This is a genomic window from Massilia sp. Root418 (assembly GCF_001425265.1).
In the GTDB taxonomy this organism is placed as follows: domain Bacteria; phylum Pseudomonadota; class Gammaproteobacteria; order Burkholderiales; family Burkholderiaceae_D; genus Rugamonas.
Genome location: NZ_LMEC01000023.1, coordinates 35,150 through 57,841 on the forward strand (window position 1 = coordinate 35,150; position 22,692 = coordinate 57,841).

General features: G+C 67.4%; 21 protein-coding genes and 1 pseudogene. 10 read left to right on the forward strand and 12 right to left on the reverse strand.

Translation table 11 applies throughout. From position 1 onward, the window contains the following. Positions 1-903 carry a DMT family transporter gene (locus tag ASC94_RS23650; protein WP_056402431.1) on the reverse strand — a complete coding sequence of 301 codons (903 nt, stop codon included), beginning with the start codon at positions 901-903 and terminating at the stop codon, positions 1-3. A gap of 255 nt (positions 904-1,158) precedes the next feature. Here ASC94_RS23650 and ASC94_RS23655 point away from each other — a divergent pair, with 255 nt between their 5' ends. Then, the gene (locus ASC94_RS23655) at positions 1,159-2,091 is read left to right on the forward strand and encodes a helix-turn-helix domain-containing protein (RefSeq protein ID WP_056401675.1); all 933 of its coding nucleotides are present in this window, start codon (positions 1,159-1,161) and stop codon (positions 2,089-2,091) included. A 56-nt stretch (positions 2,092-2,147) separates the two neighbouring features. Here the strand turns inward: ASC94_RS23655 and recQ are convergent, their stop codons facing one another. Together recQ and ASC94_RS23665 are read right to left on the reverse strand one after the other, a co-directional pair. Next, complete coding sequence (gene recQ / locus ASC94_RS23660; protein WP_056401677.1) at positions 2,148-3,974, reverse strand: DNA helicase RecQ; 1,827 nt, start codon at positions 3,972-3,974, stop codon at positions 2,148-2,150. An 8-nt stretch (positions 3,975-3,982) separates the two neighbouring features. Then, entirely contained in the window at positions 3,983-4,816 is an 834-nt protein-coding gene (locus ASC94_RS23665; protein ID WP_056401678.1) for an undecaprenyl-diphosphate phosphatase, read from the reverse strand. Positions 4,817-5,019: 203 nt separating this feature from the next. Here ASC94_RS23665 and ASC94_RS23670 point away from each other — a divergent pair, with 203 nt between their 5' ends. Beyond that, complete coding sequence (locus ASC94_RS23670) at positions 5,020-6,228, forward strand: MFS transporter (RefSeq protein ID WP_056401681.1); 1,209 nt, start codon at positions 5,020-5,022, stop codon at positions 6,226-6,228. On the opposite strand, the gene ASC94_RS23675 is transcribed toward ASC94_RS23670, so the two are convergent. Next, positions 6,167-7,093, reverse strand: coding sequence for a LysR substrate-binding domain-containing protein (locus ASC94_RS23675; RefSeq protein WP_056401684.1), 927 nt, complete (start codon positions 7,091-7,093; stop codon positions 6,167-6,169). The two genes, ASC94_RS23670 and ASC94_RS23675, sit on opposite strands and share 62 nt — an antisense overlap. A 106-nt stretch (positions 7,094-7,199) precedes the next feature. Here ASC94_RS23675 and ASC94_RS23680 point away from each other — a divergent pair, with 106 nt between their 5' ends. Beyond that, a complete protein-coding gene (locus tag ASC94_RS23680) occupies positions 7,200-8,180 on the forward strand; it encodes an aldo/keto reductase (RefSeq protein WP_056401686.1) in 981 nt (326 codons plus the stop codon). 96 nt (positions 8,181-8,276) lie between these two features. Then, positions 8,277-8,450 (forward strand): hypothetical protein, encoded by a 174-nt coding sequence (locus tag ASC94_RS32735; RefSeq protein WP_157201560.1) that lies wholly within the window; start codon positions 8,277-8,279, stop codon positions 8,448-8,450. A 65-nt stretch (positions 8,451-8,515) separates the two neighbouring features. Here ASC94_RS32735 and ASC94_RS23685 read toward each other — a convergent pair whose 3' ends face one another. The 4 genes from ASC94_RS23685 to ASC94_RS23700 all read right to left on the reverse strand — a co-directional run bounded on the left by ASC94_RS23685 (position 8,516) and on the right by ASC94_RS23700 (position 11,794). Continuing rightward, a complete protein-coding gene (locus ASC94_RS23685) occupies positions 8,516-9,604 on the reverse strand; it encodes an alpha/beta hydrolase (RefSeq protein WP_056401688.1) in 1,089 nt (362 codons plus the stop codon). 48 nt (positions 9,605-9,652) lie between these two features. Next, positions 9,653-9,928: a YkgJ family cysteine cluster protein gene (locus tag ASC94_RS33865; protein ID WP_056401690.1), complete on the reverse strand. Its 276-nt coding sequence runs from the start codon at positions 9,926-9,928 to the stop codon at positions 9,653-9,655. 52 nt (positions 9,929-9,980) lie between these two features. Next, positions 9,981-10,658 carry an HlyD family efflux transporter periplasmic adaptor subunit gene (locus ASC94_RS23695; protein ID WP_082616797.1) on the reverse strand — a complete coding sequence of 226 codons (678 nt, stop codon included), beginning with the start codon at positions 10,656-10,658 and terminating at the stop codon, positions 9,981-9,983. 152 nt (positions 10,659-10,810) lie between these two features. Further along, a complete protein-coding gene (locus ASC94_RS23700; RefSeq protein ID WP_056401692.1) occupies positions 10,811-11,794 on the reverse strand; it encodes a CHAD domain-containing protein in 984 nt (327 codons plus the stop codon). Between the two features lie 210 nt (positions 11,795-12,004). Between ASC94_RS23700 and ASC94_RS23705 the strand changes: the two are divergent. From ASC94_RS23705 to ASC94_RS23730, 6 genes and pseudogenes are all read left to right on the forward strand, one after another. Beyond that, positions 12,005-13,243, forward strand: a pseudogene (locus ASC94_RS23705) (SpoIIE family protein phosphatase). 13 nt (positions 13,244-13,256) lie between these two features. Further along, complete coding sequence (locus tag ASC94_RS23710; protein ID WP_056401695.1) at positions 13,257-13,814, forward strand: SiaB family protein kinase; 558 nt, start codon at positions 13,257-13,259, stop codon at positions 13,812-13,814. Positions 13,815-13,831: 17 nt separating this feature from the next. Next, positions 13,832-14,221: a DUF1987 domain-containing protein gene (locus tag ASC94_RS23715; protein ID WP_056401700.1), complete on the forward strand. Its 390-nt coding sequence runs from the start codon at positions 13,832-13,834 to the stop codon at positions 14,219-14,221. Next, entirely contained in the window at positions 14,214-14,936 is a 723-nt protein-coding gene (locus ASC94_RS23720; RefSeq protein ID WP_056401702.1) for a GGDEF domain-containing protein, read from the forward strand. The genes ASC94_RS23715 and ASC94_RS23720 overlap by 8 nt, the downstream gene beginning before the upstream one ends. Positions 14,937-15,059: 123 nt before the next feature. Beyond that, entirely contained in the window at positions 15,060-15,647 is a 588-nt protein-coding gene (locus ASC94_RS23725; protein ID WP_056401705.1) for a sigma-70 family RNA polymerase sigma factor, read from the forward strand. Beyond that, positions 15,644-16,357 carry an anti-sigma factor domain-containing protein gene (locus tag ASC94_RS23730; RefSeq protein WP_056401708.1) on the forward strand — a complete coding sequence of 238 codons (714 nt, stop codon included), beginning with the start codon at positions 15,644-15,646 and terminating at the stop codon, positions 16,355-16,357. The genes ASC94_RS23725 and ASC94_RS23730 overlap by 4 nt, the downstream gene beginning before the upstream one ends. Positions 16,358-16,366: 9 nt before the next feature. Here ASC94_RS23730 and ASC94_RS33870 read toward each other — a convergent pair whose 3' ends face one another. From ASC94_RS33870 to ASC94_RS23750, 4 genes are all read right to left on the reverse strand, one after another. Next, positions 16,367-19,507 (reverse strand): TonB-dependent receptor domain-containing protein, encoded by a 3,141-nt coding sequence (locus ASC94_RS33870; protein WP_082616799.1) that lies wholly within the window; start codon positions 19,505-19,507, stop codon positions 16,367-16,369. Beyond that, the gene (locus ASC94_RS23740; protein ID WP_229417385.1) at positions 19,504-20,808 is read right to left on the reverse strand and encodes a hypothetical protein; all 1,305 of its coding nucleotides are present in this window, start codon (positions 20,806-20,808) and stop codon (positions 19,504-19,506) included. Before ASC94_RS23740 ends, ASC94_RS33870 begins: the two co-directional genes overlap by 4 nt. Positions 20,809-20,873: 65 nt before the next feature. Beyond that, the gene (locus ASC94_RS23745) at positions 20,874-21,134 is read right to left on the reverse strand and encodes a hypothetical protein (protein WP_056401711.1); all 261 of its coding nucleotides are present in this window, start codon (positions 21,132-21,134) and stop codon (positions 20,874-20,876) included. Positions 21,135-21,144: 10 nt separating this feature from the next. Continuing rightward, positions 21,145-22,650 (reverse strand): DUF4331 domain-containing protein, encoded by a 1,506-nt coding sequence (locus ASC94_RS23750; RefSeq protein WP_056401714.1) that lies wholly within the window; start codon positions 22,648-22,650, stop codon positions 21,145-21,147. Between the last annotated feature and the right edge of the window lie 42 nt (positions 22,651-22,692).

Here is a 22,692-nt window from a genome sequence, read left to right on the forward strand (position 1 = left end):
TTATCTTGCGCGGACCTCCGCGCGGCCCAGGGCCGGCCAGGACGGCATGAAGGCCAGCAGGTTGCCCGCCAGGACCAGCGCCAGGCCGCAAAACGCCAGCGCGGTCCAGTGGTAGCCCTCGAACAGGGTGGACGCGCTCAGCGCCACGATGGGGAATAATACTGTGGAATAGGCCGCGCGGTCCGGGCCGATGCGGCCCACCAGCATCAGGTAGGCGGTGAAGGCGACCACCGAACCGGGGATGGCGAGGTAGAGCAGCGAACCCACGTAGCGCGTGCCCGGCTCCCAGGTGAAGGGCATGCCCAGCACCAGCGCGCCGGCGGTGAGGATGGAGGCGCCTATCATCATGGCCCAGACATTGGTCAGCCACGGCGCCAGGCCGAGCGACTGCATGCGGCTCGACAGCAGGTTGCCGGTCGAGAAGCACAGTGTGCCCAGCAAGGCCAGGCCCAGGCCGGCCAGCATGCCGCCGTCGCCCCAGTGGCCCTGCATCTGCGGCAGGAACAGCAGCGCGATGCCGCACAGGCCGAGCAGGGCGCCGCCCACCACCTGCGGGCGCAGCGCGCGGCCCAGGAACAGCCGGCCGTTCAGCGCGTTCCAGATCGGTGCGGTGGAAAACACCACGGCTACCAGGCCGCTGGGCACCCACTGGCTGGCGTAGTAAAAGCACAGGAAGTTACAGCAGAACAGCGCCAGGCCCTGCGCCGCCAGATAAGGCCAGGCCGCGCGCGGCGGCCACACCTTCTTGCGCATGGCGAACAGCACCAGCAGCAGCACCGCCGCCGCGATCCAGAAGCGGTAGGCGATGGACACGGGCGCGGGCACCACGCCGAGCTGGAACTTGATGGCGATCCAGGTGGTACCCCAGATCAGGACGGTAATCAGATAGAGAAAAGCGTTCATGGCGTAGTCCGGTGACATTCGAGCTTGCATCATGCTGCCCCCGCGCCGCCGCCGCTTGTCTGCGCTTGCGCATTTGTCCTCCCCGCTCTGCCGAGCTGAGCCGCATTTTCACCCACTTCGGGGTCAGACCCCGAATTCGAGAAAATGCGGCTCAGGCTGCTTGTGGGAGATGTCTGAATGGTGAGGGATTGTCTGATCTTGCGCAAAAGTGGGCGGGGACCGGCGGGGAAAGGGCGGGCGTGCTAGACTTTTTGCATGGCTACCATTTCCCCTTCGGTCTTCGATACCGCTGCGCCGGCCGGCGCGGAGGCGATCTCGCATGCGGTGTTCAAGACCATGTCGAATACCGATGCGACGCTGGAGCGCTTCGCCTGGCTGGGCGACGGCCTGGCCGCCGCGATCTGGGAACGGGAGACGGATGAGGAAGTGACCACTTACTCTCAGCCGGGGCACCATACGTTTTCCTGCTACCTGGGCGGCGGTTACCGCACCGAGCGCAATGGCGCGGGCGTGGTGCCTGGGCAGTATGGGGCACCAAAGCGCTTGTGCACCTTGCCGGACTGGCATGAGTCGCACTGGCTGGTGCGCGACAAGCTGCGCCTGCTGCACGTGTATTTCATGCCGGAGCACTTCACCCGGCGCGCCGTGGTGGAGCTGGACCGCGAGCCGCGCGAGCTGACCCTGGCAGACCGCACCTATTTCGAGGATCCGCGCCTTGTGCAGCTGTGCGAGGAACTGGTGGCCACGCCGTGGCAAGGGGCGGATGCGCTGCTGCGCGTGAACGAGATCACGCATGCCACCCTGAGCGAGCTGCTGAAATCGCAGTCGATGATAGACCCGGGCGCGCGGCTGCGCGGCGGGCTGGCGCCGGTGGTGCGGCGCAGGCTGGCGGAGTATATCGAGGCGCACTTGGCCGAGGCCATTACCTTGGGCATGCTGGCGCAGGTGGCGTGCATGTCGGAGTTCCACCTGGCGCGCATGTTCCGCGTGTCGTTCGGGATGCCGCCGTCGGCGTGGGTGGCGCAGCGCCGGCTGGACCGGGCGCGCGGCTTGCTCAAGGGGACCGCTCTGCCGCTGCAGCAGGTGGCCGATGCTTGCGGCTATGCGGATTTGAGCCACTTCAGCCACCGCTTCCGCGCTGCTGTCGGCGCGCCGCCGGGGCGTTACCGGCAACTGGTGGCTGCGTAGGCCGGGCATCGCGGCGGCGCCGGCGGGTTACGCTGCGCTAACCCGCCCTACGGTTGTTAGAGCATTTCTGCGATCAGGGCGACGATTTCGTCGCCGTAGGAGGCGAGCTTTTTCTCGCCCACGCCGCTGATGCCGCGCAGGTCGTCCAGCGAGGTGGGCTGGGCTTTGGCGATTTCGCGCAGGGTGGCGTCGACGAAGATCACGTAGGCCGGCACGCTGTGCGCGCGCGCAGTCTCCACCCGCCACCAGCGCAGCTTGTCGAAGATGGCCTGCTCTTTGCCGGACAGTTCGGTCTCGGCATAGCCCTTGGCCGCCGCCGCCGTGGAGCGCTTTTGCTTGACCGGCTTCTGGTACTGCCGCAGCTGCACTTTCTGCCCGCCCTTGAGAACCGGACGCGCCGCGTCGGTGAGCTTGAGGGAGCTGTATTGTTCGTGGTCCACCGTCACCAGTCCGAGCGCGATCAGCTGGCGCAGGATGGCGCGCCATTCCTGTTCGCTGCGGTCGGCGCCCACGCCGAACACGGACAGGCTGTCGTGGTGCCAGGTCTTGATGCGTTCCGTTTCCACCCCGCGCAGCACTTCGATCACGTGGCCGGCGGCGAAGCGCTGGTCCACGCGGTAGATGGCCGAGAGCAGCTTTTGCGCCGGCACCGTGCCATCGAAGCTTACCGGCGGGATCAGGCAGGTGTCGCAGTTGCCGCAGGGCGTGGCCTGCTCGCCGAAGTAGTCCAGCAGGCGCACGCGCCGGCAGCTCAGCGTTTCGCACAGGCCCAGCATGGCGTCGAGCTTGGTGCCCAGCACGCGCTTGAAGGTTTCGTCGGCTTCGGATTCGTCTATCATGCGCCGCTGCAGCACCACGTCCTGCAGGCCGTAGGCCATCCAGGCGCTGGCGGGCATGCCGTCGCGGCCGGCGCGGCCTGTCTCCTGGTAGTAGCCTTCGATGGACTTGGGCAGGTCCAGGTGGCACACAAAGCGCACGTCCGGCTTGTCGATGCCCATGCCGAAGGCGATGGTGGCGCACATGACGATATTGTCTTCGCGCAGGAAGCGGGCCTGGTTGGCGGCGCGCTTGGCGTGCTCCATGCCGGCGTGGTAGGCCATGGCGCGCACGCCGTTCTCGTTCAGGAACTCGGCCGTCTCTTCCACCTTCTTGCGCGACAGGCAGTAGACGATGCCGGAGTCGCCGCCATGCTCGGCGGTGATGAAGTCCAGCAGCTGCTTGCGGCCGTTGGCCTTTTCAACGATCTGGTAGCGGATGTTGGGACGGTCGAAGGAGGACACGAACTGCATCGCGTCTTCCAGCTGCAGGCGCTGTACGATCTCGGCGCGGGTCTGCTGGTCGGCCGTGGCCGTGAGGGCGATGCGCGGCACGTTGGGGAACTGCTCGTGCAGGATCGACAGCTTGATGTACTCGGGCCGGAAGTCGTGGCCCCATTGCGATACGCAGTGCGCTTCGTCGATGGCGAACAGCGCGATGTTGGAGGCCTGGAACAGGTCGAAGCAGCGCTGCGTCATCAGCCGCTCGGGCGCCACGTACACCAGGTCGATCTGGCCGGTGCGCACCAGGCGCTCGATGCGGCTGGCTTCCTCGTAGGTCTGGGTGGAGTTCAGGAAGGCGGCGCGCACGCCCACTTCGGCCAGCGCGTCCACTTGGTCCTGCATCAGGGCGATCAGGGGCGAGATCACCACGCCCACGCCGTCGCGCACCAGGGCCGGAATCTGGTAGCACAGCGACTTGCCGCCGCCGGTGGGCATCAGGACCAGCGCGTCGCCGCCGTTGCTGACATGGTCGACAATTTCTGCCTGCTGGCCGCGGAAGGCTGGGTAGCCGAAAACGGTCTGGAGCAGATTGAGGGCGCGTTCGCTGGTGTCCTGATTGGTCATTTATTAACTTAGTCGGCCCACACTACGAGGCCGGAATAGGCGGTGGCAAGCACCACCAGTCCGAATATGATGCGGTACCACGCAAAAATTGTGAAGTCGTGCGAGCTGATATAGCGCAACAACCAGCGCACGCACAGGAAGGCCGACACAAACGCGGCCACCAGGCCGATGCCGAACATCGGCAAGTCGGCCGCCGACAGCAGCGCGCGTTCCTTGTACAGCGAGTATACCGTGGCCGACAGCAGCAGGGGAATGGCGAGGAAGAAGGAAAATTCCGTGGCCGCCTTGCGCGACAGGCCGAACATCATGCCGCCGATGATGGTGGCGCCGGAGCGGCTGGTGCCGGGGATCAGCGCGAAGGCCTGGGCGCAGCCCACCTTGAACGCGTCCAGCGCGCTCATGTCGTCCACGGATTCCACCCGCACGGCGGCCGGATTGGCCTTGGCGCGCTTTTCCACCCACAGGATGACGAAGCCGCCGATGATGAAGGCCGACGCCACCGGCACGGGCGAGAACAGGTGGGCCTTGATGGCCTTGTTGAACAGGAAGCCGAGGATGGCGGCCGGCAGGAAGCCGATGATCAGGTTGACGATGAAGCGCTGCGCCCTGGCGTCGCTGAACATGCCGCCCAGCACCGAGGCCAGCCGGGCGCGGTACTCCCACATGACCGCCACGATGGCGCCGGTCTGGATCACAATCTCGAACACTTTCACCTTCTCGCCGACGAAGTTGAGCAGGCTGCCAGCCAGGATCAGGTGGCCGGTGGAGGAAATGGGCAGGAATTCGGTGAAGCCTTCTACCAGGCCCATGATGAGGGCCTGCAACGCGAGTGTAATGTCCATGTTTTGTCGTAATAGCAAGTGATGGGGAAAGGGCGTCGAAGCTTACCATGACCTGCCGCGTTCGCCACGGCCCCAATCGGGCGCGGCCAGCATTGTACCTTGCCGGTGATAAGTGCCGCTTATCACAGGGCGGCGAAACTCGAATTGGATGTAATCCGGCGGCAATTCCATACTTCGGCCATCCACTGAAGCCGGAGGCCGTCATGAAAACACACGAAACAAACAAGGTACCGAAAGGATTGATCACGCTGCTGGCGCTGGTGTGCGGCGTGTCCATCGCCAGCGGCTATTACGCGCAGCCGCTGCTGGGCGATATCGGCCGCGCACTGGGCGTGTCGGAAGCCTACGCCGGCGCGCTGCCCATGTTTACGCAGATCGGCATCGCCATCGGCGCGCTGCTGTTCCTGCCGCTGGGCGACATTGTCAATGACCGCAAGCTGATACTCGCTATGGCCGCCGCGCACGTGGGCGCGCTGGTGCTGGTGGCGCTGGCGCCGTCCGCGCCTTCGCTCACCTGGGCCAGCGCGCTGATGGGCGTCACCACCATCACGCCCTATCTGCTGCCGGCCTACGCCGCCAAGATCGTCGGCCCCGCGCAGCGCGGCCACGTCACCGGCCTGCTGGCGCGCGGCATCTTCGCCGGCATCCTGCTGGCGCGCACGGCCAGCGGCACCATCGGCCACTACACGGACTGGCGCACGGTGTACTGGGCCGCCGCCGCGCTGATGCTGGTGATGACGGCGCTGCTGGCCTGGCGCCTGCCGCCCACCGCGCCGCGCAGCGACTTGAGTTATCCGCGCCTGCTGGCCTCCATCTGGACCGTGTTTCGCCAGCAGCCCGTGGTGCGCTACGCGGCCGCGCGCCAGGGCCTGGTGTTCGGCGCCTTCAACGCCTTCTGGATCAGCCTGGTGTTCTACCTGGAGACGCCGCGCTTCCACATGGGCAGCGAGGTGGCCGGCCTGTTCGGTGTGATCGGCGCGGCCGGCGCCTTCGCCGCGCCCTTGTTCGGCAAGGTGGCGGACAAGCGCGGCCCGGTGTACGCGGTGCGTCTCGGTACCGGCTCGGCGCTGCTGGCCTGGCTGGTGATGGCGCTGTTCGGCCAGCACCTGGCCGGGCTGGTGGTGGGCGTGCTGCTGCTGGACCTGGGCGTGACCGCGTCCCACGTGTCCAACCAGACCATGATCTACCACCTGGGGCAGGACATACGCGGCCGCGTCAGCACCATCTACATCCTTGGCATCTTCATCGGCGCGGCCGTCATGTCCGGCCTCACGGCCTGGGTGTGGAGCGCGTGGGCCTGGCACGGCGTGAGCGCGCTGGGCATCGCCGCAACCGGCCTGGCGGTGGCGGTCAGCTTCTGGCAGCAAGATCAAGCTGGGCGCGGCGCGCTTCGGCCGCAACCAGTTCGATAAACTCCAGTATCAGCTGGCGGTCCTCGCCGCTGCGGGAAAACACCTGCACCTGCAGCGGCGCCATGTCCGCCACCGGCCTGACCGCCAGCCCGGCCGGCGGCGAGGAGAACACATAGGTGGTGCCCACCATCACGCCCATGGCCTGTCCCACCAGCGACATGCCCATCTGCGCCTGCGCAGTCTGGTAGACGAAGTTGGGCGTAAAGCCGCGCGCGCGGCACGCGTCCACCATGCGGTCGTAGAGCACCGGGTTCACGCCGCGCTCGAACATGATGAGGCGCTCGCCGCGCAGGTCGTCCACCGTCACGGCGGGGCGCGCGGCCAGGGGGCTGTCCTCGCGCACCAGCACGGCCCAGCCGGAATCGAAGATCGGCTGCGCCAGCAGGCTGCCGTCCTCCGGCAGCGGCGCCACCTGCACGCCGAAGCCCACGTCGATGGTGTGCTTCTGCAGCGCGTCGGCCTGCAGCACGGAGCTCATCTCGTGGCGCTGCACGCGCATAGTGGGATACAGCGCCTGCAGGCGGATCAGCGCCGGCGGAATGAAGGCCAGGTTGGTGTATTCCACCAGGCCGATGGACAAGGTGCAGCTGCGGTACTGGCCGGCCTCGCGCGTGAGGCGCAGGGCGCGCTCCATCTGGCCGAACATGGCGTCGAGTTCATCGCGCAGCACCACGCCGGCCGGGGTCAGTTCCACGCCGCGCCGGTCGCGCCGCAGCAGCGCCACGCCAACGGTCTGCTCCAGCTTGGCGATCTGCTGGCTCAGCGCCGGCTGCGTGACGAACGCCAGTTCCGCCGCGCGCCGGAAATGCAGTTCCTTCGCCACGATGGCAAAATAGCGCAGCTGCCGAAGTTCGATTCCTCTCATACATCCTCACTTGCAACCTGTAGTGGTTTCTGTTTTACCATGCATGATATAGATACAACGCCGCCGGCGCGCTATAGTAGCCTGCCGGACCACAAGGAGAGCTTGCATGGAATACGTGAATCTCGGCCGCACCGGCCTGAAAGTATCGCGCCTGGCGCTGGGCTGCATGACCTACGGCGTGCCTGACCGCGGCGGCCATGAATGGACGCTGGGCGAGGAGCAGAGCCGCCCCGTTATCCGCCATGCGCTGGAATCGGGCATCAACTTCTTCGACACCGCCAATTCCTATTCGGACGGCACCAGCGAGGAAATCGTCGGCCGCGCGCTGCGCGACTTCGCGCGCCGCGACGAGGTGGTGATCGCCACCAAGGTCTACTTCCCGCAGGGGAAAGGCCCGAACCAGCGCGGCCTGTCGCGCAAGGCGCTGATGGCTGAAATCGACAACAGCCTGCGCCGCCTGGGCACCGACTACGTGGACCTGTACCAGATCCACCGCTGGGACTACGACACGCCGATCGAGGAAACCCTGGAGGCGCTGCACGACATCGTCAAGGCCGGCAAGGCGCGCTACATCGGCGCCTCGTCCATGTATGCCTGGCAGTTCGCCAAGGCGCTGTACACGGCCGACCGGCACGGCTGGACGCGTTTCGTCACCATGCAGAACCAGCTCAACCTGATCAACCGCGAGGAAGAGCGCGAGATGCTGCCGCTGTGCGCCGCCGAAGGCATCGGCGTGATCCCCTGGAGCCCGATGGCGCGCGGCCGCCTCACGCGCGACTGGGCCGAAGCGAGCAAGCGTTCCGACACCGACTTGGTCGCCAAGGAAATGTACACCGCCACCGAAGCGTCGGACCGGCTGGTGGCCGAGCGCGTCAAGCAGGTGGCCGAGGCGCGCGGCATTCCGCGCGCGCAGGTGGCGCTGGCGTGGGTGCTGCAGAAGTCCGTGGTCACCGCGCCCATCATCGGCGCCGCCAAGTTCTCCCACGTGGACGACGCGGTGCAGGCCTTGTCGGTGCAGCTGACCAAGGACGAGCTGGCGCTGCTCGAATCAGCCTACGTGCCGCACCCGGTGGCGGGCTTCAACTGACACGGCGGGCAGTCTCGGCGGCTCTGTTCGCCAGCGCACAGTGTGCCTGGCGGCAGGGGCGTAAGGTGGTTGTTCCAGCCATCAGAGGAGATTGCCATGAGTAAGCACAGCAACGATCCGCGCGACCAGCAGCAGCGCGAGGCGCAGCAGGCGCAGCAGGAAGCGGCGAAAAACCAGCAGCGCGCCGAGGAAGCCGAAGTGGCGGGCCGCCACAAGAACGACGGCCAGAAGGACCACAAGGGCGCCGACAAGGGCCCGCGCGGCCAGTAAGCGCCGGCCTGCGGCTGGCCCGTGGCTGGGCGCGGGCGCGCCTGTGCCGTGCTGTCTATCGCCGGTTAGTCCTTGGCCAGGGGGCGCACGTATTCCAGCAGGCTCACAAGTGTTTTGCCCGGCTCTTCGAACTGCACCAGGTGCGAGGAGTTTTCAAACCACACCGCCCGCTTGTACGGCGCCTTGACTTTCGATAGCCACGCGGCCGTCGGTTCCGACGGCGTGGTGTAGTCGTGCCGGCCCATGAACATCACGACCGGCACCGGAAACTTGGCCACCGGCTTGAAATCGACTTCCAGCCATTCCTTCAGAACGCGTTCCAGCGTCAGCATGCTGCCCTGGTCGATGGCTTGCACCGCCTTGTCGTCATACTCGGGCGACAGCAGCGGCGAGTTGAAGTAGTACGAGAAATCGCCGCGGTAGGCGGCCAGCCCGCCGTAGTGCTGCGCCCAGGTGCGCTCGGTCACGATGCGCTCGCGGGTGATCGGCGTCTCGCCCGGATACGGGGCGATCGATTCCAGCTCGCGTATCGCCTGCTGGTTGTTTTCCTTGCGCGCCTGCGCCATGGCGAAGTCGAAGCTGACCTTTTCGTTGTCCAGCATGCTGATCACCTGGCCTATGCCCACGTAAGCGTGGAACAGCTCCGGATGCGCCAGCACCGCGCGCATGCCCACCACCGTGCCCCAGCTGTGGCCGACCAGGATGATTTTGCGTTTGCCGTAGCGCTTCGAGACAGCCTGGGCGATCTCCACTGCGTCGTCGACGAACTGCCCGATGCGCAGGGTGGGGCGCACGGCCTCGGCGTCGTTCTCCAGATAAGTCCGGCCGGCGCCGCGCTGGTCGTAGTTCACCACCGTGAAGTATTCCTCCAGCGGCCGCTGGTACATCCACATGGTCGGCGCGCTGGGCGAGGCCGGGCCGCCATGGAGGAACAGCAGCACGGGATTCTTGCGGTCCTGCCCGCGCGTGTAGATCCACTGGTCGATGCCGCCGATGCGCAGTTTGAAGTTCTCCTGCACGCCATTGGGCGCAACGATGCGGCTGACATCGCCGATGATGCCGCGCGGCGTTGGCGGCGCGGCTAGCGCGCCCGACATCGCCGCAGTCAGCGCGGCACACAATAGCAACCTGCTCCCTTGTTTGAGAATGTGCATTATCTAGTCCTTATTGTCGGCTACCGGTCAATGCAGCGCATGGCCGTGTCATGGTCTGGTTTCACGCTCCAAGGCCGCAAGCCAGGTCATGGCCTGCTCCCGGCTCTCGCCGCACATGTCGGCCGCTGGCTGCAGTGTTCCGCAAACGGCCGGGCGTTCCGGCTTGCCGAACAGCGCACAGCGGTCGTCCGGGAGCAGCTGCACGCACCGCACGCCCGCGGGCTTGCCGCCGGCCATTCCGGGAATGGGGCTTGAAATGGACGGGGCAATACAGCACGCCGCGCAACGGGCGCGGCACTGCACTGCGGTGTTTGCAGTTGTCATGATGGCGTTTCGAATTGGAGGCCCACAGTATACCCGGTCCGGCCGCCAAAACTCAGGGCCGCAGCGAGGGCCAGCTGCTTAGCGCGAAGGTGGCGCGCGCCTGCTGGCCGGGCTGCAGTCCGGCCACTTCGCCCAGCTCCAAGTACAGCTTGGCCATCTGCATCGGCTTGTCGCCTTGCGAGATCACGATCACCTTCTGCGCCTTGACGCGTTGCTTGAGCGCGGCGATTTCCACCTGCACCGGTTCGTCCAGGTTCAGTTCGCGCAGGCGCGAGCGCGGCACCGACGCCACCACCCGCATGCGGCTGGGGTCGAACACGGTGATGACGTGCCGGCCCGGCATGGCCACGTCGCCCACCTTGGCCATCACGGCGGAGACGATGGCGTCGTAGGGCGCGCTGATCTCGCTGCCTCCGATGCGCGCCAGCACCTGGCCGGCTTTCACGCGGTCGCCGGCTTTTACCGTCAGCTCGGTGATCTCGCCGGCCACGCTGGCGCGCAGCGTGCATTGGCGCAGCGCTTCGGCGTAAGCGTCGCTGATGCGGGTTTCATTGGTTTCCTGCGCCGCGGCCGCGCTGGCGGTTGCGGTGGCGGTTGCGCTGGCCGCGTGGGCGGCCTGCAGCGGCAGCAGTGATAGCAGCGGCAGCAGCGGCGACGATAGCGCGGCGAGCGCGCACAAGGTGATACCGGCCAGCGATTGTGAGGCTGGCCCCTGCAAGGTTCGAGGCATGATTGATGCGTCCCAAGAGTGTTATATTTTTTATCATGCCGACGCATTGCGGGGGTGGGGCACGCGCAGGCAAGTTGCCGAGTATATAAAACACTTGCGCAGAAAGCATGCAAATTCTGGCGACTGTTGTTTCCGTGCTTAAGTTTCCCTGCTCAAGCCGGCGCGCGCGCGGCCGTCACGCTGCGCCACAGTTTGCGCAGCTTGCGCCGCCCGCCGCGCGGGGCGGAAGCCAGGTAGCCGCGCGTGAAGGCGGCGCTGCCGTCCAGCCGCGCTTCGCCGTGCTGCAGCTTTTTCAGCAGGCGGTCGGCCACGGCGGTGTCGTTCAGCCAGCCCAGTTCATCCTGCAGCGTGGCCAGCCGTTCGATATAGGAACGCACCAGGCGCCGCGGATAAAGCGACTGGAAAAACTCGGCCGCGTAGCGCGCGCGCTTGGCGGCAATGCGCACGCGGTGGCGCGTTTGTGCGCCCGGCTTGGCGCCGGCCGTGCGCAGCTTGCGGCCGCGCTTGAGCAGGCGCTTGCGGCTCCGTTTCAGGGCCTCGGCCGCAAAGCGCAGCGTGGGCTTGTCCAGCGCGCTGCGCTGGCTCTCGCTGCAGTGGCAGCGCCAGGCCGCGTCGTGCAGCCATTCGCCCAGGCAGCGCATCAGCTCCGCATAACGCTCGGTGCTGACGGCGTCCGCCGCGGCGGCGCGCAGCTCGTTGGCGCGCGTCTCGGCCGCCAGCCGCACCAGCACCAGCTCCATGTCGTCCGGCAGGTCTTCGGCCACGCGCGGCAAGGTGGACGAGGCCAGCACGTCCCAGTCGCGCGCCGCGCCTAGCTGCTCGCCCAGCCAGCGCAGGTCCGCCTGCAGCGGCTCGGGCAGTTCCAGCAGCGGCGCGTACAGGTGCAGCGCCGAGCGCAGCCGGCGCAGGCCCACCCGCATCTGGTGTAGCGCCTCGGGCGCGTTGCCGCGCGCGACGGCGGCGTGGTTGGCGGTGATCTGCTCGCGGCAATTGGCGGCGATGCGGCGGAAAGCCTGCTCCGCCGTGAGCCGCCTGGTCAGCCTGAGCGGGGCGGCGCGCACGGCGGCGGTGTCGGGTTCCGCGCGCTGCGCTTCGGCGGCGGCGGGCTGTTGCGCCACTTCGAGATCGGCGTTCATGGCGTTCCTCCTGATGCTGAAGCCCCAGCTTAGCATCGCGGGCCCTTCAGCCGCGCTAGCTTGCCGACAACCAACGTTGCTCTGGTGGTCATACTGATGTAACAAAGGCATGGCAAGATTCCGCCTGTTCATCTCTCTCCCAATGGATGTTTTGGCCCGCACACTTCCCGGTGCGGGCCGCTTTTTTTCCACTTTCTAAAGGAACCGGCTGTGGAGTTCAACGCATCGCGCCTGGATCTGCCGCGCTTCCGCCTGTCGACGGCGGCCGATCTGTGCATCGAGACCGTGTCCGTGCAGTCGGACATGAGCAACTTCGGTGTGCTGGAACTGTTCACCGAACGGCGCGATTTGATGAGCCTTCCTGTCATTGAAAACGAGCGCCCGATAGGTCTCATCAGCCGCAACATCTTCATGTCGCAAATGTCCAAGCCCTTCTACCACGAGGTGTACGGCAAAAAGAGCTGCATCGCCTTCATGGACAAGGAGCCGCTGATCGTGGACGCGGCCATGAGCATCGAGGCGCTCACCTTCCGCGCCGTGGAGTCGGGCGAGAAGGCGCTGGCGGACGGTTTCATCATCACGCGCGGCGGTACGCTGGGCGGGGTGGGCTTTGGCCTGCAGCTGATGAACGTGGTGGCCAATATGCAGGCCGAGAAGAACCGCCAGATCATGCACAGCATCGACTACGCCAGCGTGATCCAGCGCGCCATGCTGCGCACCTCGCGCGCCGCGCTGGCCGAGACGCTGCCGGACGCGCACCTGGAGTGGCAGCCGCGCGACGTGGTGGGCGGCGATTTCTACTACTTCGCCAAATACGGGGACGGCTGGTTCGCCGCCATCGCCGACTGCACCGGCCACGGCGTGCCGGGTGCCTTCATGACCCTGATTTCGTCGTCCATCCTGACCCAGGCCCTGCAGACGCAGGGTCCGCGCGATCCGGCCGCACTGCTGGCCGAAGTGAGCCGCGGCGTGAAGTCCATGCTGGGGCAGATGGAAGGCCAGGGCGGCGCGGCCGAGTCGGACGACGGCATGGACGCCGCCTTCCTGTGGTTCGAGCCGGCCAGCCGCAAGCTCAGTTTCGCCGGCGCCCGCCTGGCGCTGCAGATCGTGCCGCCGCCGCAGGACGGCCAGGAGCCGCTGGTGCAGAACATCGACAGCGACCGCATGGGCGTGGGCTACGTGGACACGCCGTTCGGCTTTGCCTGAACTGCGCGCACGGTGGAGGTGGCGCCGGGCAGCCTGCTGTTCGTCACCACCGACGGCCTGGTCGACCAGATCGGCGGACCGCGCGAGATCGCCTACGGCAAGCGCCGCATCCGCGACGTGCTGCTGGCGCAGCGCGCGGCGCAGTCGGCCCAGCTGAGCCAGGCCCTGCTGGACGACTTCCAGGCCTGGCAAGGCGCGCAGCCGCGCCGCGACGACCTCACCTTTTTCTGCTGCCGTCCCTAAGGAAGGAACGATTTTGCTCTACGAAGAATTCAACGAATTTTGGGACGTGGCGCGCAAGCGCAACATCATCTTTTTCTACGCCGGCTACTTCTCGCAGCACGTGGTGGCGGCCATCGCCGAAACCATCAAGGCGCGCCTGGACACGGCCGGCGCAGCGGGGCCCACGCGGCGGCGCATTTTCTCGTCCTTTGTCGAAATGTCGCAGAACATCATGCACTACTCGTCGGACACGCTGACGCCGGACCATGCGCTGGCCAACCAGATGCGGCGCGGCTCGTTCTGCATCGGCATGCGCGAGGACAGCTTCTTCCTGCTGTGCGCCAACCCGGTATCGACCGAGAGCGTGGAAAACATCCGCGCGCGCCTGGAACCGCTGCACAGCATGACCATGGAAGAGATCAAGTCGGCCTACAAGAAGGCGCTGCGCGACGAAACCCCTGCCGACAGCAAGGGCGCAGGCCTCGGCTTCCTCACCATGGCGCGCGACGCCAGCGCGCCGCTGGAGTTTGAGTTCGTCAAGGAGACGCACGACCCGGCTACCACGGTGTTCTGCATCAAGGCCATTATCTGAAAAAGAAGATCAACGTCATGGAACCCTACTACATCTCCGCTTCCCCCACTTCGCCCGAGATCGATTTCCGTTTCGACCAGCACACGCTGTCGATCAAGGGTGAATCGTATCCGGAAAACGCCGCGCAGTTCTACGGCCCGGTGATCGAGCAAGTGCGCGCCTACCTGGCCGCCTGCGGCCAGGCCGACATCACCGTCAACGTGTCGCTGGCCTACTTCAACAGCTCCAGCACCAAGATGCTGTTTACGCTGTTCGAGGCGCTCAACCAGGCTGCCATGGACGGCTGCACGGTGCGCCTGAACTGGTACTACGACGAGGACGACGACACCATCCTGGAGTTCGGCCAGGAGCTGCAGGACGACTTCGGCGCTCTGGAGTTCAGCAACCATCCCGTGGTCCATGGCTGAACCGGACCTGTTCGCCGCCGAAAGCGCGGTGCTGGCCGCCGCGCGCGCGGCGCACGAGGACGACGGCGCCGGCGCCGCCGAGTACCGCCGCGTGCTGGGCGAAATGATGGTGCACTACGAACGCCTGATGCGCGAGACGCGGCGCCTGATCCGCCGCAGCGACCGCGCCGAGCGCGACATGAACCAGTTGAACCGCCAGCTGCACGAGCTGGCCGGCCAGCTGGAATACCGCGCCACGCACGACCCGCTGACCGGCGCCCTGAACCGCGCCGCGCTGATCGAACGCGCCAGCGGCCTGCTGGAGCAGGACGACGTGGCCCTGATCGTGCTCGATATCGACCACTTCAAGCAGGTCAACGACGACTTCGGCCACCCGGCCGGCGACGCCGTGATCCAGGCCGTGGTGCGCTGCCTGACCGCCTTGCTGGGCGAGCAGGTCGACGTGGGACGGGTGGGCGGCGAAGAGTTCTCGGTGGTGTGGCCGACCCGCCACATGGCGGAAGCGGCCGTGCTGGGCGAGCGCATTTGCCACGCCATCGCGCGCGAAGTGTTCGCCGCGCCGATCGACCGGCCGGTGACGGCCAGTGTGGGCATCAGCTGGAACCGGCGCGGTACGCCCTTCGACGCGGCCTACCTGCGCGCCGACGAGGCGCTGTACGACGCCAAGCGCGCCGGCCGCAACTGCGTGCGCCTGGCGCCGCCGGCGGGCCGGTGAACGGGAATTGAACCGGTCTCCACGGAGACAGTGCTCGCTTCAACGTTGAAACTGCGTTAATCTCTACGGCGCTCCTGACCCATCCGCGCCGCCCGATTAACGCAAGCTTCACCGAGGCATACCTTGGCATCAGCGTCCCAACCCGATCCCCAGCAACTGCGCACCTGGCTGGCCGCCGCCGCCGCCCGCGATGCCAAGGCCTTCCGCTCCCTGTACGACGCAACTTCCCCGAAACTGTTTGGCTACGCGCTGCGTATATTGCATAAGCGCGAGCTGGCCGAGGAAGTGCTGCAGGAGAGTTTCGTCTCTATCTGGAACAGCGCCCGCAGCTACCAGAGCCAGTTGGCCGCGCCCATGACGTGGATGGCAGCCATCGTGCGCAACAAGGCGCTCGATGCGCTGCGCCGCACGGACGGAACCCTGGAGATCAATGTGGAAACTTTCGACAGCAGCATCCTGAACGCCTTGCACGATCCAGGCGCCACGCCCATCGAGGCGCTGCAGATCAGCAGCGACGCCAGGGCCCTGGCCTACTGCATGTCGATGCTGGAAGGGCTGCACCGGCAGGTGATCGGCATGGCCTTTTACCATGACCTGTCGCATAGCGAGGTGGCGCAGCAGATGGCCATCCCGATCGGCACGGTAAAGACCTGGATACGCCGCAGCCTGGAGCGCCTGAAGACCTGCCTGGCGAAGGAGGAAAGCAAATGAACCTCCGCGACAAGCCGGGCCTGCGCGAAAAGCTGGCCGCCGAATATGTGCTGGGCACCCTGAAAGGCGGCGCGCGGCGCCGCTTCGAGGGCCATATGCATAACGATGCGGCACTGCGCCGCACCGTGGGCGAATGGCAGGAGCGCCTGCTGCCGCTGTCCGAATTCGCCGGCGAGCAAAAGCCGCGCGCGGAGGTCTGGCGCGGCATCGAGCGGCGCCTGAACCTGAAGGGGCCGGCGCCGGCCTGGCAGTTCTGGCGCCAGGAATCGGTGGGCTTCTGGCGCGGTTTGAGCCTGGCATCCGGCGCGGTGGCGGCACTCGCCGTGGTGGTGGCGGTGACGCTGACGCAGGCGCCCGTGGAAGCGCCTGCTATCAACTACGCCGCCACGCTGACGGACGAGCAATCGCAAACCGCCATCCTGCTGACCGGCGACAGCCGGCGCCAGGTGCTGGAGGTGCGCGTGGTGAACAGCGTGGCCGTGGCGGACGACAAGACGCTGCAGCTGTGGGCGATACCGAAGCAGGGCAACCCGCGCTCGCTGGGCATCCTGCCGGACAACCGCAGCGCGAAGCTGGCGCTGTCCGAGCGCGCCATCGGCAGCGACGTGCAGCTCCTGGCGATCAGCCTGGAGCCGAAAGGCGGCTCGCCTAATCCAAACGGCCCCACCGGGCCGGTGCTATACAAGGGTAACTGGGTGAGGTTGCTGTAAAGCGCCGGGTCAGAACTTGTGCGTCAGCGTGAGCCTGACGGCGCGCGGCTCGACGGGGTGAAAATGGCGGTCCGCCACCCCTTCGGCCGCTTCGCCCGGCAGGCGCGAGGCGTAGAAGTAGTCGATGTCGCTGGCACGCTTGTCGAACAGATTGAAGACGTCCAGCGCGAGGCTGGTTTTACCGCTGATCCTGTAGCCCAGCCGCGCGTAGGCCAGGGTGGTGGCGGCCGAGCGCACGCTGTTGTCCTCCACCAGCGGCCGCGCGCCGAAGTAGCGCAGCTGCAGCGCGCCGGACCAGCGCTGCAAGTCCGTCACCGTCACGCCGAAGGAAGCCGCTTTTTCCAGCGCGCCGGGAATGTGTTTGCCCGCCGGATCGTCGTCGCGGTAGCGCGCGCGGGAGACGGCCAGGTCCAGGTCGAACAGCAGCCATGGCCGCGCGACATAGTGGTTGTTCCATTCGATGCCGCTGCGGCGGCTGGCGCGGCTGGCTTCCGTTTCGCCCGCGTCGCCGACAAACACCAGTTCCGAATCCAGATCCAGCCGCCACAGGGCCAGTGAGCTTTGCAGGCCGGGCAGCAGTTCGCTGCGCACGCCGGCTTCATAACCGCGCGTGGCGGCCAGCGGCGTGGCCGGCTGCGACGGCGTGCCGTCGGCCAGGCGGGTTTGCGTTACGCCGCGCGCATCGTTGCTGTGGAAGCCCTTGCCGAAGTTGAGGAAGTATTCGGTGCGCGCCCAGGGGCCGAAGATCAGCGACAGCTTGGGCGACACGATGCCGGCGGAGGCTTTGCCGCCGCTGCCGGCGTCGGCCGTGGCGCCGGCGACCGAGAAGCGGTATGCGTCGTAGCGCATCCCGGCCACGGAGCGGAACCGCGGCAGCCACTGGGCCACGTGCTCGGCGTACAGCGCGGCGCTGCTTTCGGCGACGCGGTCTTCGCGGATGGTGCCGGTGCGCTGGCGCGCGCGTGTGGTGTACAGGCCCACCGGTGACAGCCTGTCGTAGCGGCCCTGTGCACCGATCCTGCTGCGCATCTCGATGCCGTTTACCGCATGCAGCCAGGTATGGCTGGCGTCGAAGCCTGCCAGGTTGCGGCGTTCGCTCTGCTTGAACTGGTCGCCCTGTTCGGGATCGGCCAGCAGATAGGTGAAGTTGCTGTACAGGTCCAGCCTTGAATGGATTGCGTAGGCGCTCAGTTCGGAGCGGGTGTTGGTGCTGCGCCGGTGCAGCTGGTAGGACAGGCTGTAGCGCGTGCTGTCGCCGCCGTCGCTGGCGTCGAGCGTGCCATAGCGGCCAAGCTGTCCGGATGCCACCGCCCGCAGCGGCACCTGGTCGGTGGCGTTCCAGCGGTTGCGGTAGGCCATGGCGGTGACGCTGTAGCCCTTGTCCGCCGCGCCGTCGCTGTAGCGCAGCACTGCGCTGTATTTGCGCACGCGTTCGGGTGTGTCCCAGGGGCCGTCGTTGTGGTTCGCTTCCAGCGCATACAGCAGCCTGCCGCCGGCGGCAGTCATGCCGGCGCTGCCTGCCACCACGGCCCGCATGAAGCCGTTGCCGCCCATGGTGGCGCTGGCCACGGGCGGCAGCTCGTCCGCCAGGCGGATGCGGGCCGCGCCGGCGGAGGAGAAGTCGCCGTCTTCGGCGAAGTAGGGGCCTTTGCGGTAGTCGATGCGCTGCACCAGCTCCGGGATCAGGAAGTTCATGTCCGCGTAGCCCTGGCCATGTGCGTGGCTGCGCATGTTGACCGGCATGCCGTCGATATAGGTGGCGAAGTCGGTGCCATGGTCCAGATTGAAGCCGCGCAGGAAGTACTGGTTGGCTTTGCCGTCGCCGCTGTGCTGGGTGACGATCATGCCGGGCACGAACTCCAGCAGTTCGCCGGTGCGCAGCGCGGGCCGGCTGGCGATCAGGCTGGACGTGATGCGGCCCTGGCTGGATGCGTCGGAGGTGCCGACGGCGTTGTCGTAGTGGCCCACCACGGCCACCACCAGCGGCGGTTCGGCCGCGAAGGCCCGCTCGCCGAACCACATGCTGGCCGCCACGATGATCATCGTCGAGCCGCCCATCACCACCACGCGGCGGTAGAACCAGGTGGCGCGCAGCAGGAAGGCCAGCGGCAGGAATGCCGCCACGATGGCCAGCTGCCCGAGTTCAACGCCGGCGTTGAAGCCCAGCAGGGCCAGTAGCAGCGATCCCTCCGGCAGTCCCAGGTCGCCCAGCACGCCGGCGAAACCGAAGCCGTGGATCAGGCCGAAGGCGAAAGCACCCACCCAGCGCCGCGTGTGCACGAAGGGCCTCAGGTTGTTCAGCGCAGCGGCGACCACCGAGGCGGCGATCACGGATTCGACCAGCTGAGACGGCAGCGCCACCACGCCGAGTGCCGCCAGGCTGAGGGTGATGGAGTGCGCCAGCGTGAAGGCGCTGACGGTCTTCAGCACGTCGATGGCGGCCACGCGGAAGTCGGGCGCTTCGCGCCAGGCGCGGTCGCGCCAGACCAGTACGGACGGCAGCAGCAGCGAGAGCAGGAACAGGATATGGTCGTAGCCGATCCAGATGTGCCACACGCCGTGCTTCAGGTAGGCGCTGAACTGCGCCAGGCGGGACGACTGCGCCAGCTGCAGCACTTGCTCCGGCTGGTCGCTGCCGAAGATGGCGCTGCTGCTGTGCGGCGAGCCGCCGGCCGCGTGCTCCAGGCGCAGCAGGCCTTTGTGCTGCGGGTCGGTGTCGGCGAACAGGCGGTAGCCGATGCGCAGGGCTTCGGGGACGGCAGGGCAGTGGGCGCGGAAGCGCAGCACGGAGTATGCGCCGTCGGTGTGGTTGTCGATCAGTTGCGCGCCGGCGGCGATGGTGCAGGGGGCGGAAGCGGCGCCGCCGGTGGCCAGGCTGAGGCGGGACAATGCGTAGGCGGCTATTTGCGGGTGCCGCTCGCGCACTTCGTCCCAGGTGAGCTGGCCGTCGCCGTCGCTGTCCAGGCCCAGCGCGTAGTCCAGGTCGCGCAGGGCGATGTCCCATTGGCCGTCGATCTGCTGGCCGGCGGCGCGCAGGGTGAGGTAGCTGTCGCTGGGCTTGTGGGCGTGCGCGGTGCCAGTCGCCAGCACAGTCGCCAGCACGGCTGCCGGCAGGGCTTGGATGGTCGATGCGAGCAGGCTGCCCATCATGGCAGGCTCCGCGCGGCAACGGTGATGGCGGCCCGCGGCAGGGGAGACTGCGTGGCCAGCTGCGCGGCGAGCGGCTGGATGCTGCCGTCTTCCAGGCCGCTTTGCGCCAGCCAGGCCAATGCGGGCGCTGCGGCGGCGCGGTCGTTCGCCTGCCGGGCCGCTTCGAGCAGGATGCGCAGGTCGGCCGGCTCCTTTTGCACCGCCCAGTTTTGCAGCGCCAGCGCCAGTGCAGCCTTGGCGTTGCCGCGCAAATGCAGTTCGTAGCGGGCCTGCTCGCGCTGGTGCACGCTGTCGCCACGCAGTGCGGCCGCGTCGAAGCGCGCCTGCAGTTCACGCACGTCTTCGGCCAGCGCCGCTTGCCCCGCTGCGGAGGGCTGCAAGTCCTGGCTTTGCTTCAGGGCCAGCGCGTGGCGCAGCAGCAGGCCGTCGATGCGGCGCTGTTCTTTCAGCAGGCCGGCCGCTTCGCCGGGCCGCTGCCGGTCCAGCAGGAAGTCGGCGTAGGCGCCCAGCAGGTAGCTGTCGCGCGGGGCCAGCTTGAGCGCGGCCAGATAGCGCGCTTCGGCGGCGCGGGCGTCGCCGCGCCGGGTGGCCATTTCAGCCAGCTGCGTCAGTGTCCAGGATTGCATGGCGGGGTCGGCGCCGCCGCTGCGCTGCAGGGTGGTGGCCAACAGCAGCTCGCTCCTGCGCAGCTGCCCTGTGAGGCCGGCGACGTTGGTCAGGCAGGTGATGCTGGCCAGTTCGCCCGCCAGCGCGGACAGGCGCGCGCAACTGGCCGTGGCGGCGCGGTACTGTCCCAGCACCGTCTGCACGGTGGCGCGCGTAAGCCAGGCTTGCGCATTGGCCGGATCGGCCGCCGTTACGGCGTCCAGGTCCGCCATGGCTTCAGCGAAATGGTGCGTGCCCTGCAGCAGGGTGGCGCGCAGCAGGCGCACGGGGACGGGGGGCGCCGCCTGGCTCCACCAGGGCGCCAGCGCGGCCTGCGCATAGCCGAAGTAGCGCGGGTCGGCTTCGCTGCGGCCGGCGGCAATGTAGCGCTGGGCCAGCGTGGCGGCCAGTTGCACGTCCTTCGGCGCGGCCGCCAGCTGCAGCCGCATGCGGCGCAGTTCCTGCTGCTGCGGGTCGGCGCGGCGCGGCAGGGTTTCCAGCACCTCGGCGCCGCTGCGGGGCAGATAGGGCGCTGCCTGCGCGGCCGGGGCCTGCAGCGCGACGATGGCGGCGAAGGCGGCCGCGATCAGCAAGGGGGCCATGACCGCCGCGTTGGCGGATGGGGGAACGGATACGGGATTGCAGACGCTGTTCATGGTAGTGCCATCCAAAGGAAAACCCTGCGCCGCGCGGGGTTGGGCGCGGCGCAGGGCGTTGCCGGCTACTCCGCCGGTTCGGTGTTTTCCGGCGCAGTAAGGGCTACACCGTCGATCGCTACCGGTTCCTTGTCCTCCGGGCTGGCGCCGATGAGGCTCAGCACCGAGGAATAGAAGGCGTCGGCCATGGTCACCGGCGGTGGCACGACCACCGGCGGCGTTGCGCCGCCGCCGGAGCCGCCGGAGCCGCCGCAGGCGGACAGCAGCAGGGCCAGGGCAAACGCTGCCAGCGGCGCGCGTGTTGTGATGCGGATGGGCGTTTTCATGGCGCCCTCCTTATTTCTGCGGCGAGCCGGCCAGCGGCGTCTTCAGGTAGGGGAAGCCGGCCGTGACGAAGGTCTCGTCCAGGTAGGCGCCGTCGGTGAAGCGCAGCGCGCCGGCAGGAGCGTCGGCCGGCGTGCAGCCCAGGTTCAGGGTGCACAGCTTGCCCATCATGACGCGCAGCGCGATATCGACCACGTCGTCGCCCGGGCGGCGGCCATTGGGGAAGCCCGCGTTGTCGCCGTCGATCACGCCCAGGCGTTTTTGCGCGCCGGGGGCGGTGGGAGCGATCGAGGTGTTCAGGCGCAGCATCTCGGATGCGGTCACCGTGGCGGGCTGGTTCAGGCCTTTCACGCCGGTGAGGAAGGCTGCCACCAGGTCGTTGCGCGGGAAGTTGGTGGGCGCCTTGGCGCCGGCGCTGCCGTACAGGATCTCCACCAGCGCGGGCAGGGTGGGGTTGGTCACGTAGTCGGCGAACTGGCCGTCGGCCGACGGTTTGCTGTGGTTGAAGCGGTCCTTGTCCTTCAGGCCGATCACCACCTCATTGACCAGCGGCGCGCCCAGGCGCGACACCTGGGTCCAGGCGCCGCCTTCTTTCGAGGCGCCCACGGCGCTGCCTGGCGTGGCGTTGAGGATGCGGCCCTGGCGCAGGCTGGCCGTGGTCCAGCCGCCGATCACGGGATCGCCGCCGGCGGCTGCCGCGGTCAGGCAGTCGGCCGCCACTTCCAGCTCGATCGCGGTGACGTTCTTGAGCGCCAGGTCGTCGCGCGCGTTTTTCTCGGCGGTGGCCAGGAACTCCACTGCCGGGGCCTTGATGTTGATCAGGTCGAAGGTTTCGCCCAGGTTGACCACGAAGGGATCCTTGCGCTGGCCGACAAACATGCGCGCCGGGGTGGCGCAACCGGGAATGTTCACCGCGTACACGTGCTTGGCGGCGTAGGCTGCGTAATCCGGGATGGTCTTGTTGCCGATGTTGTCCACCGGCTTGTCGAAGGTGCCGCCGCCGCCGGCCGCGTTGGTGACTGCCGTGCGCGTGCCGCCGCGCCGGTCGCCGCGGACCACGGCCACGCTGTAGGTCTCACGCACATTCAGGCCGGCGGGGTTGAGGTCGTTGACCGCGCCGCCGTTGATCACCAGCGGGATCGATACCTTCTTGCCACCCACGGTGAGCTGGGTGTCCTTGTTGGTGCTGGAAAAGCGGAACTGGAAGGTGAGGTCTTCCTTGGCGTCGCCGTTGTTGTCGATGTGGATCTCGTACAACGCGTCCGGGTCCATGGCGAAGTAGTTCGGACCGCCGTACGCGTCCTGCAGCGGTACGTAGTTGGCAATCAGGGTGACGAATTTCTCGCGCCCGGGCTCATAGCTGCGGAACATATAAAAGTCGGTGGCGTCGACTTTGGGCTGTTTAGTGATGAAAGGTGCTTCCCGGTGGCTCGATGCGAACGCTTGCGGTGCCAGTGCCAGGGCGATCAGGTTGCCGATCAACCAGGTCCGCAACGGGTACGGTCTGAAATGTGCCATGCTAATTCCCCTTTTGTAGTGTGGTGTGGAGGTGCTGCACAC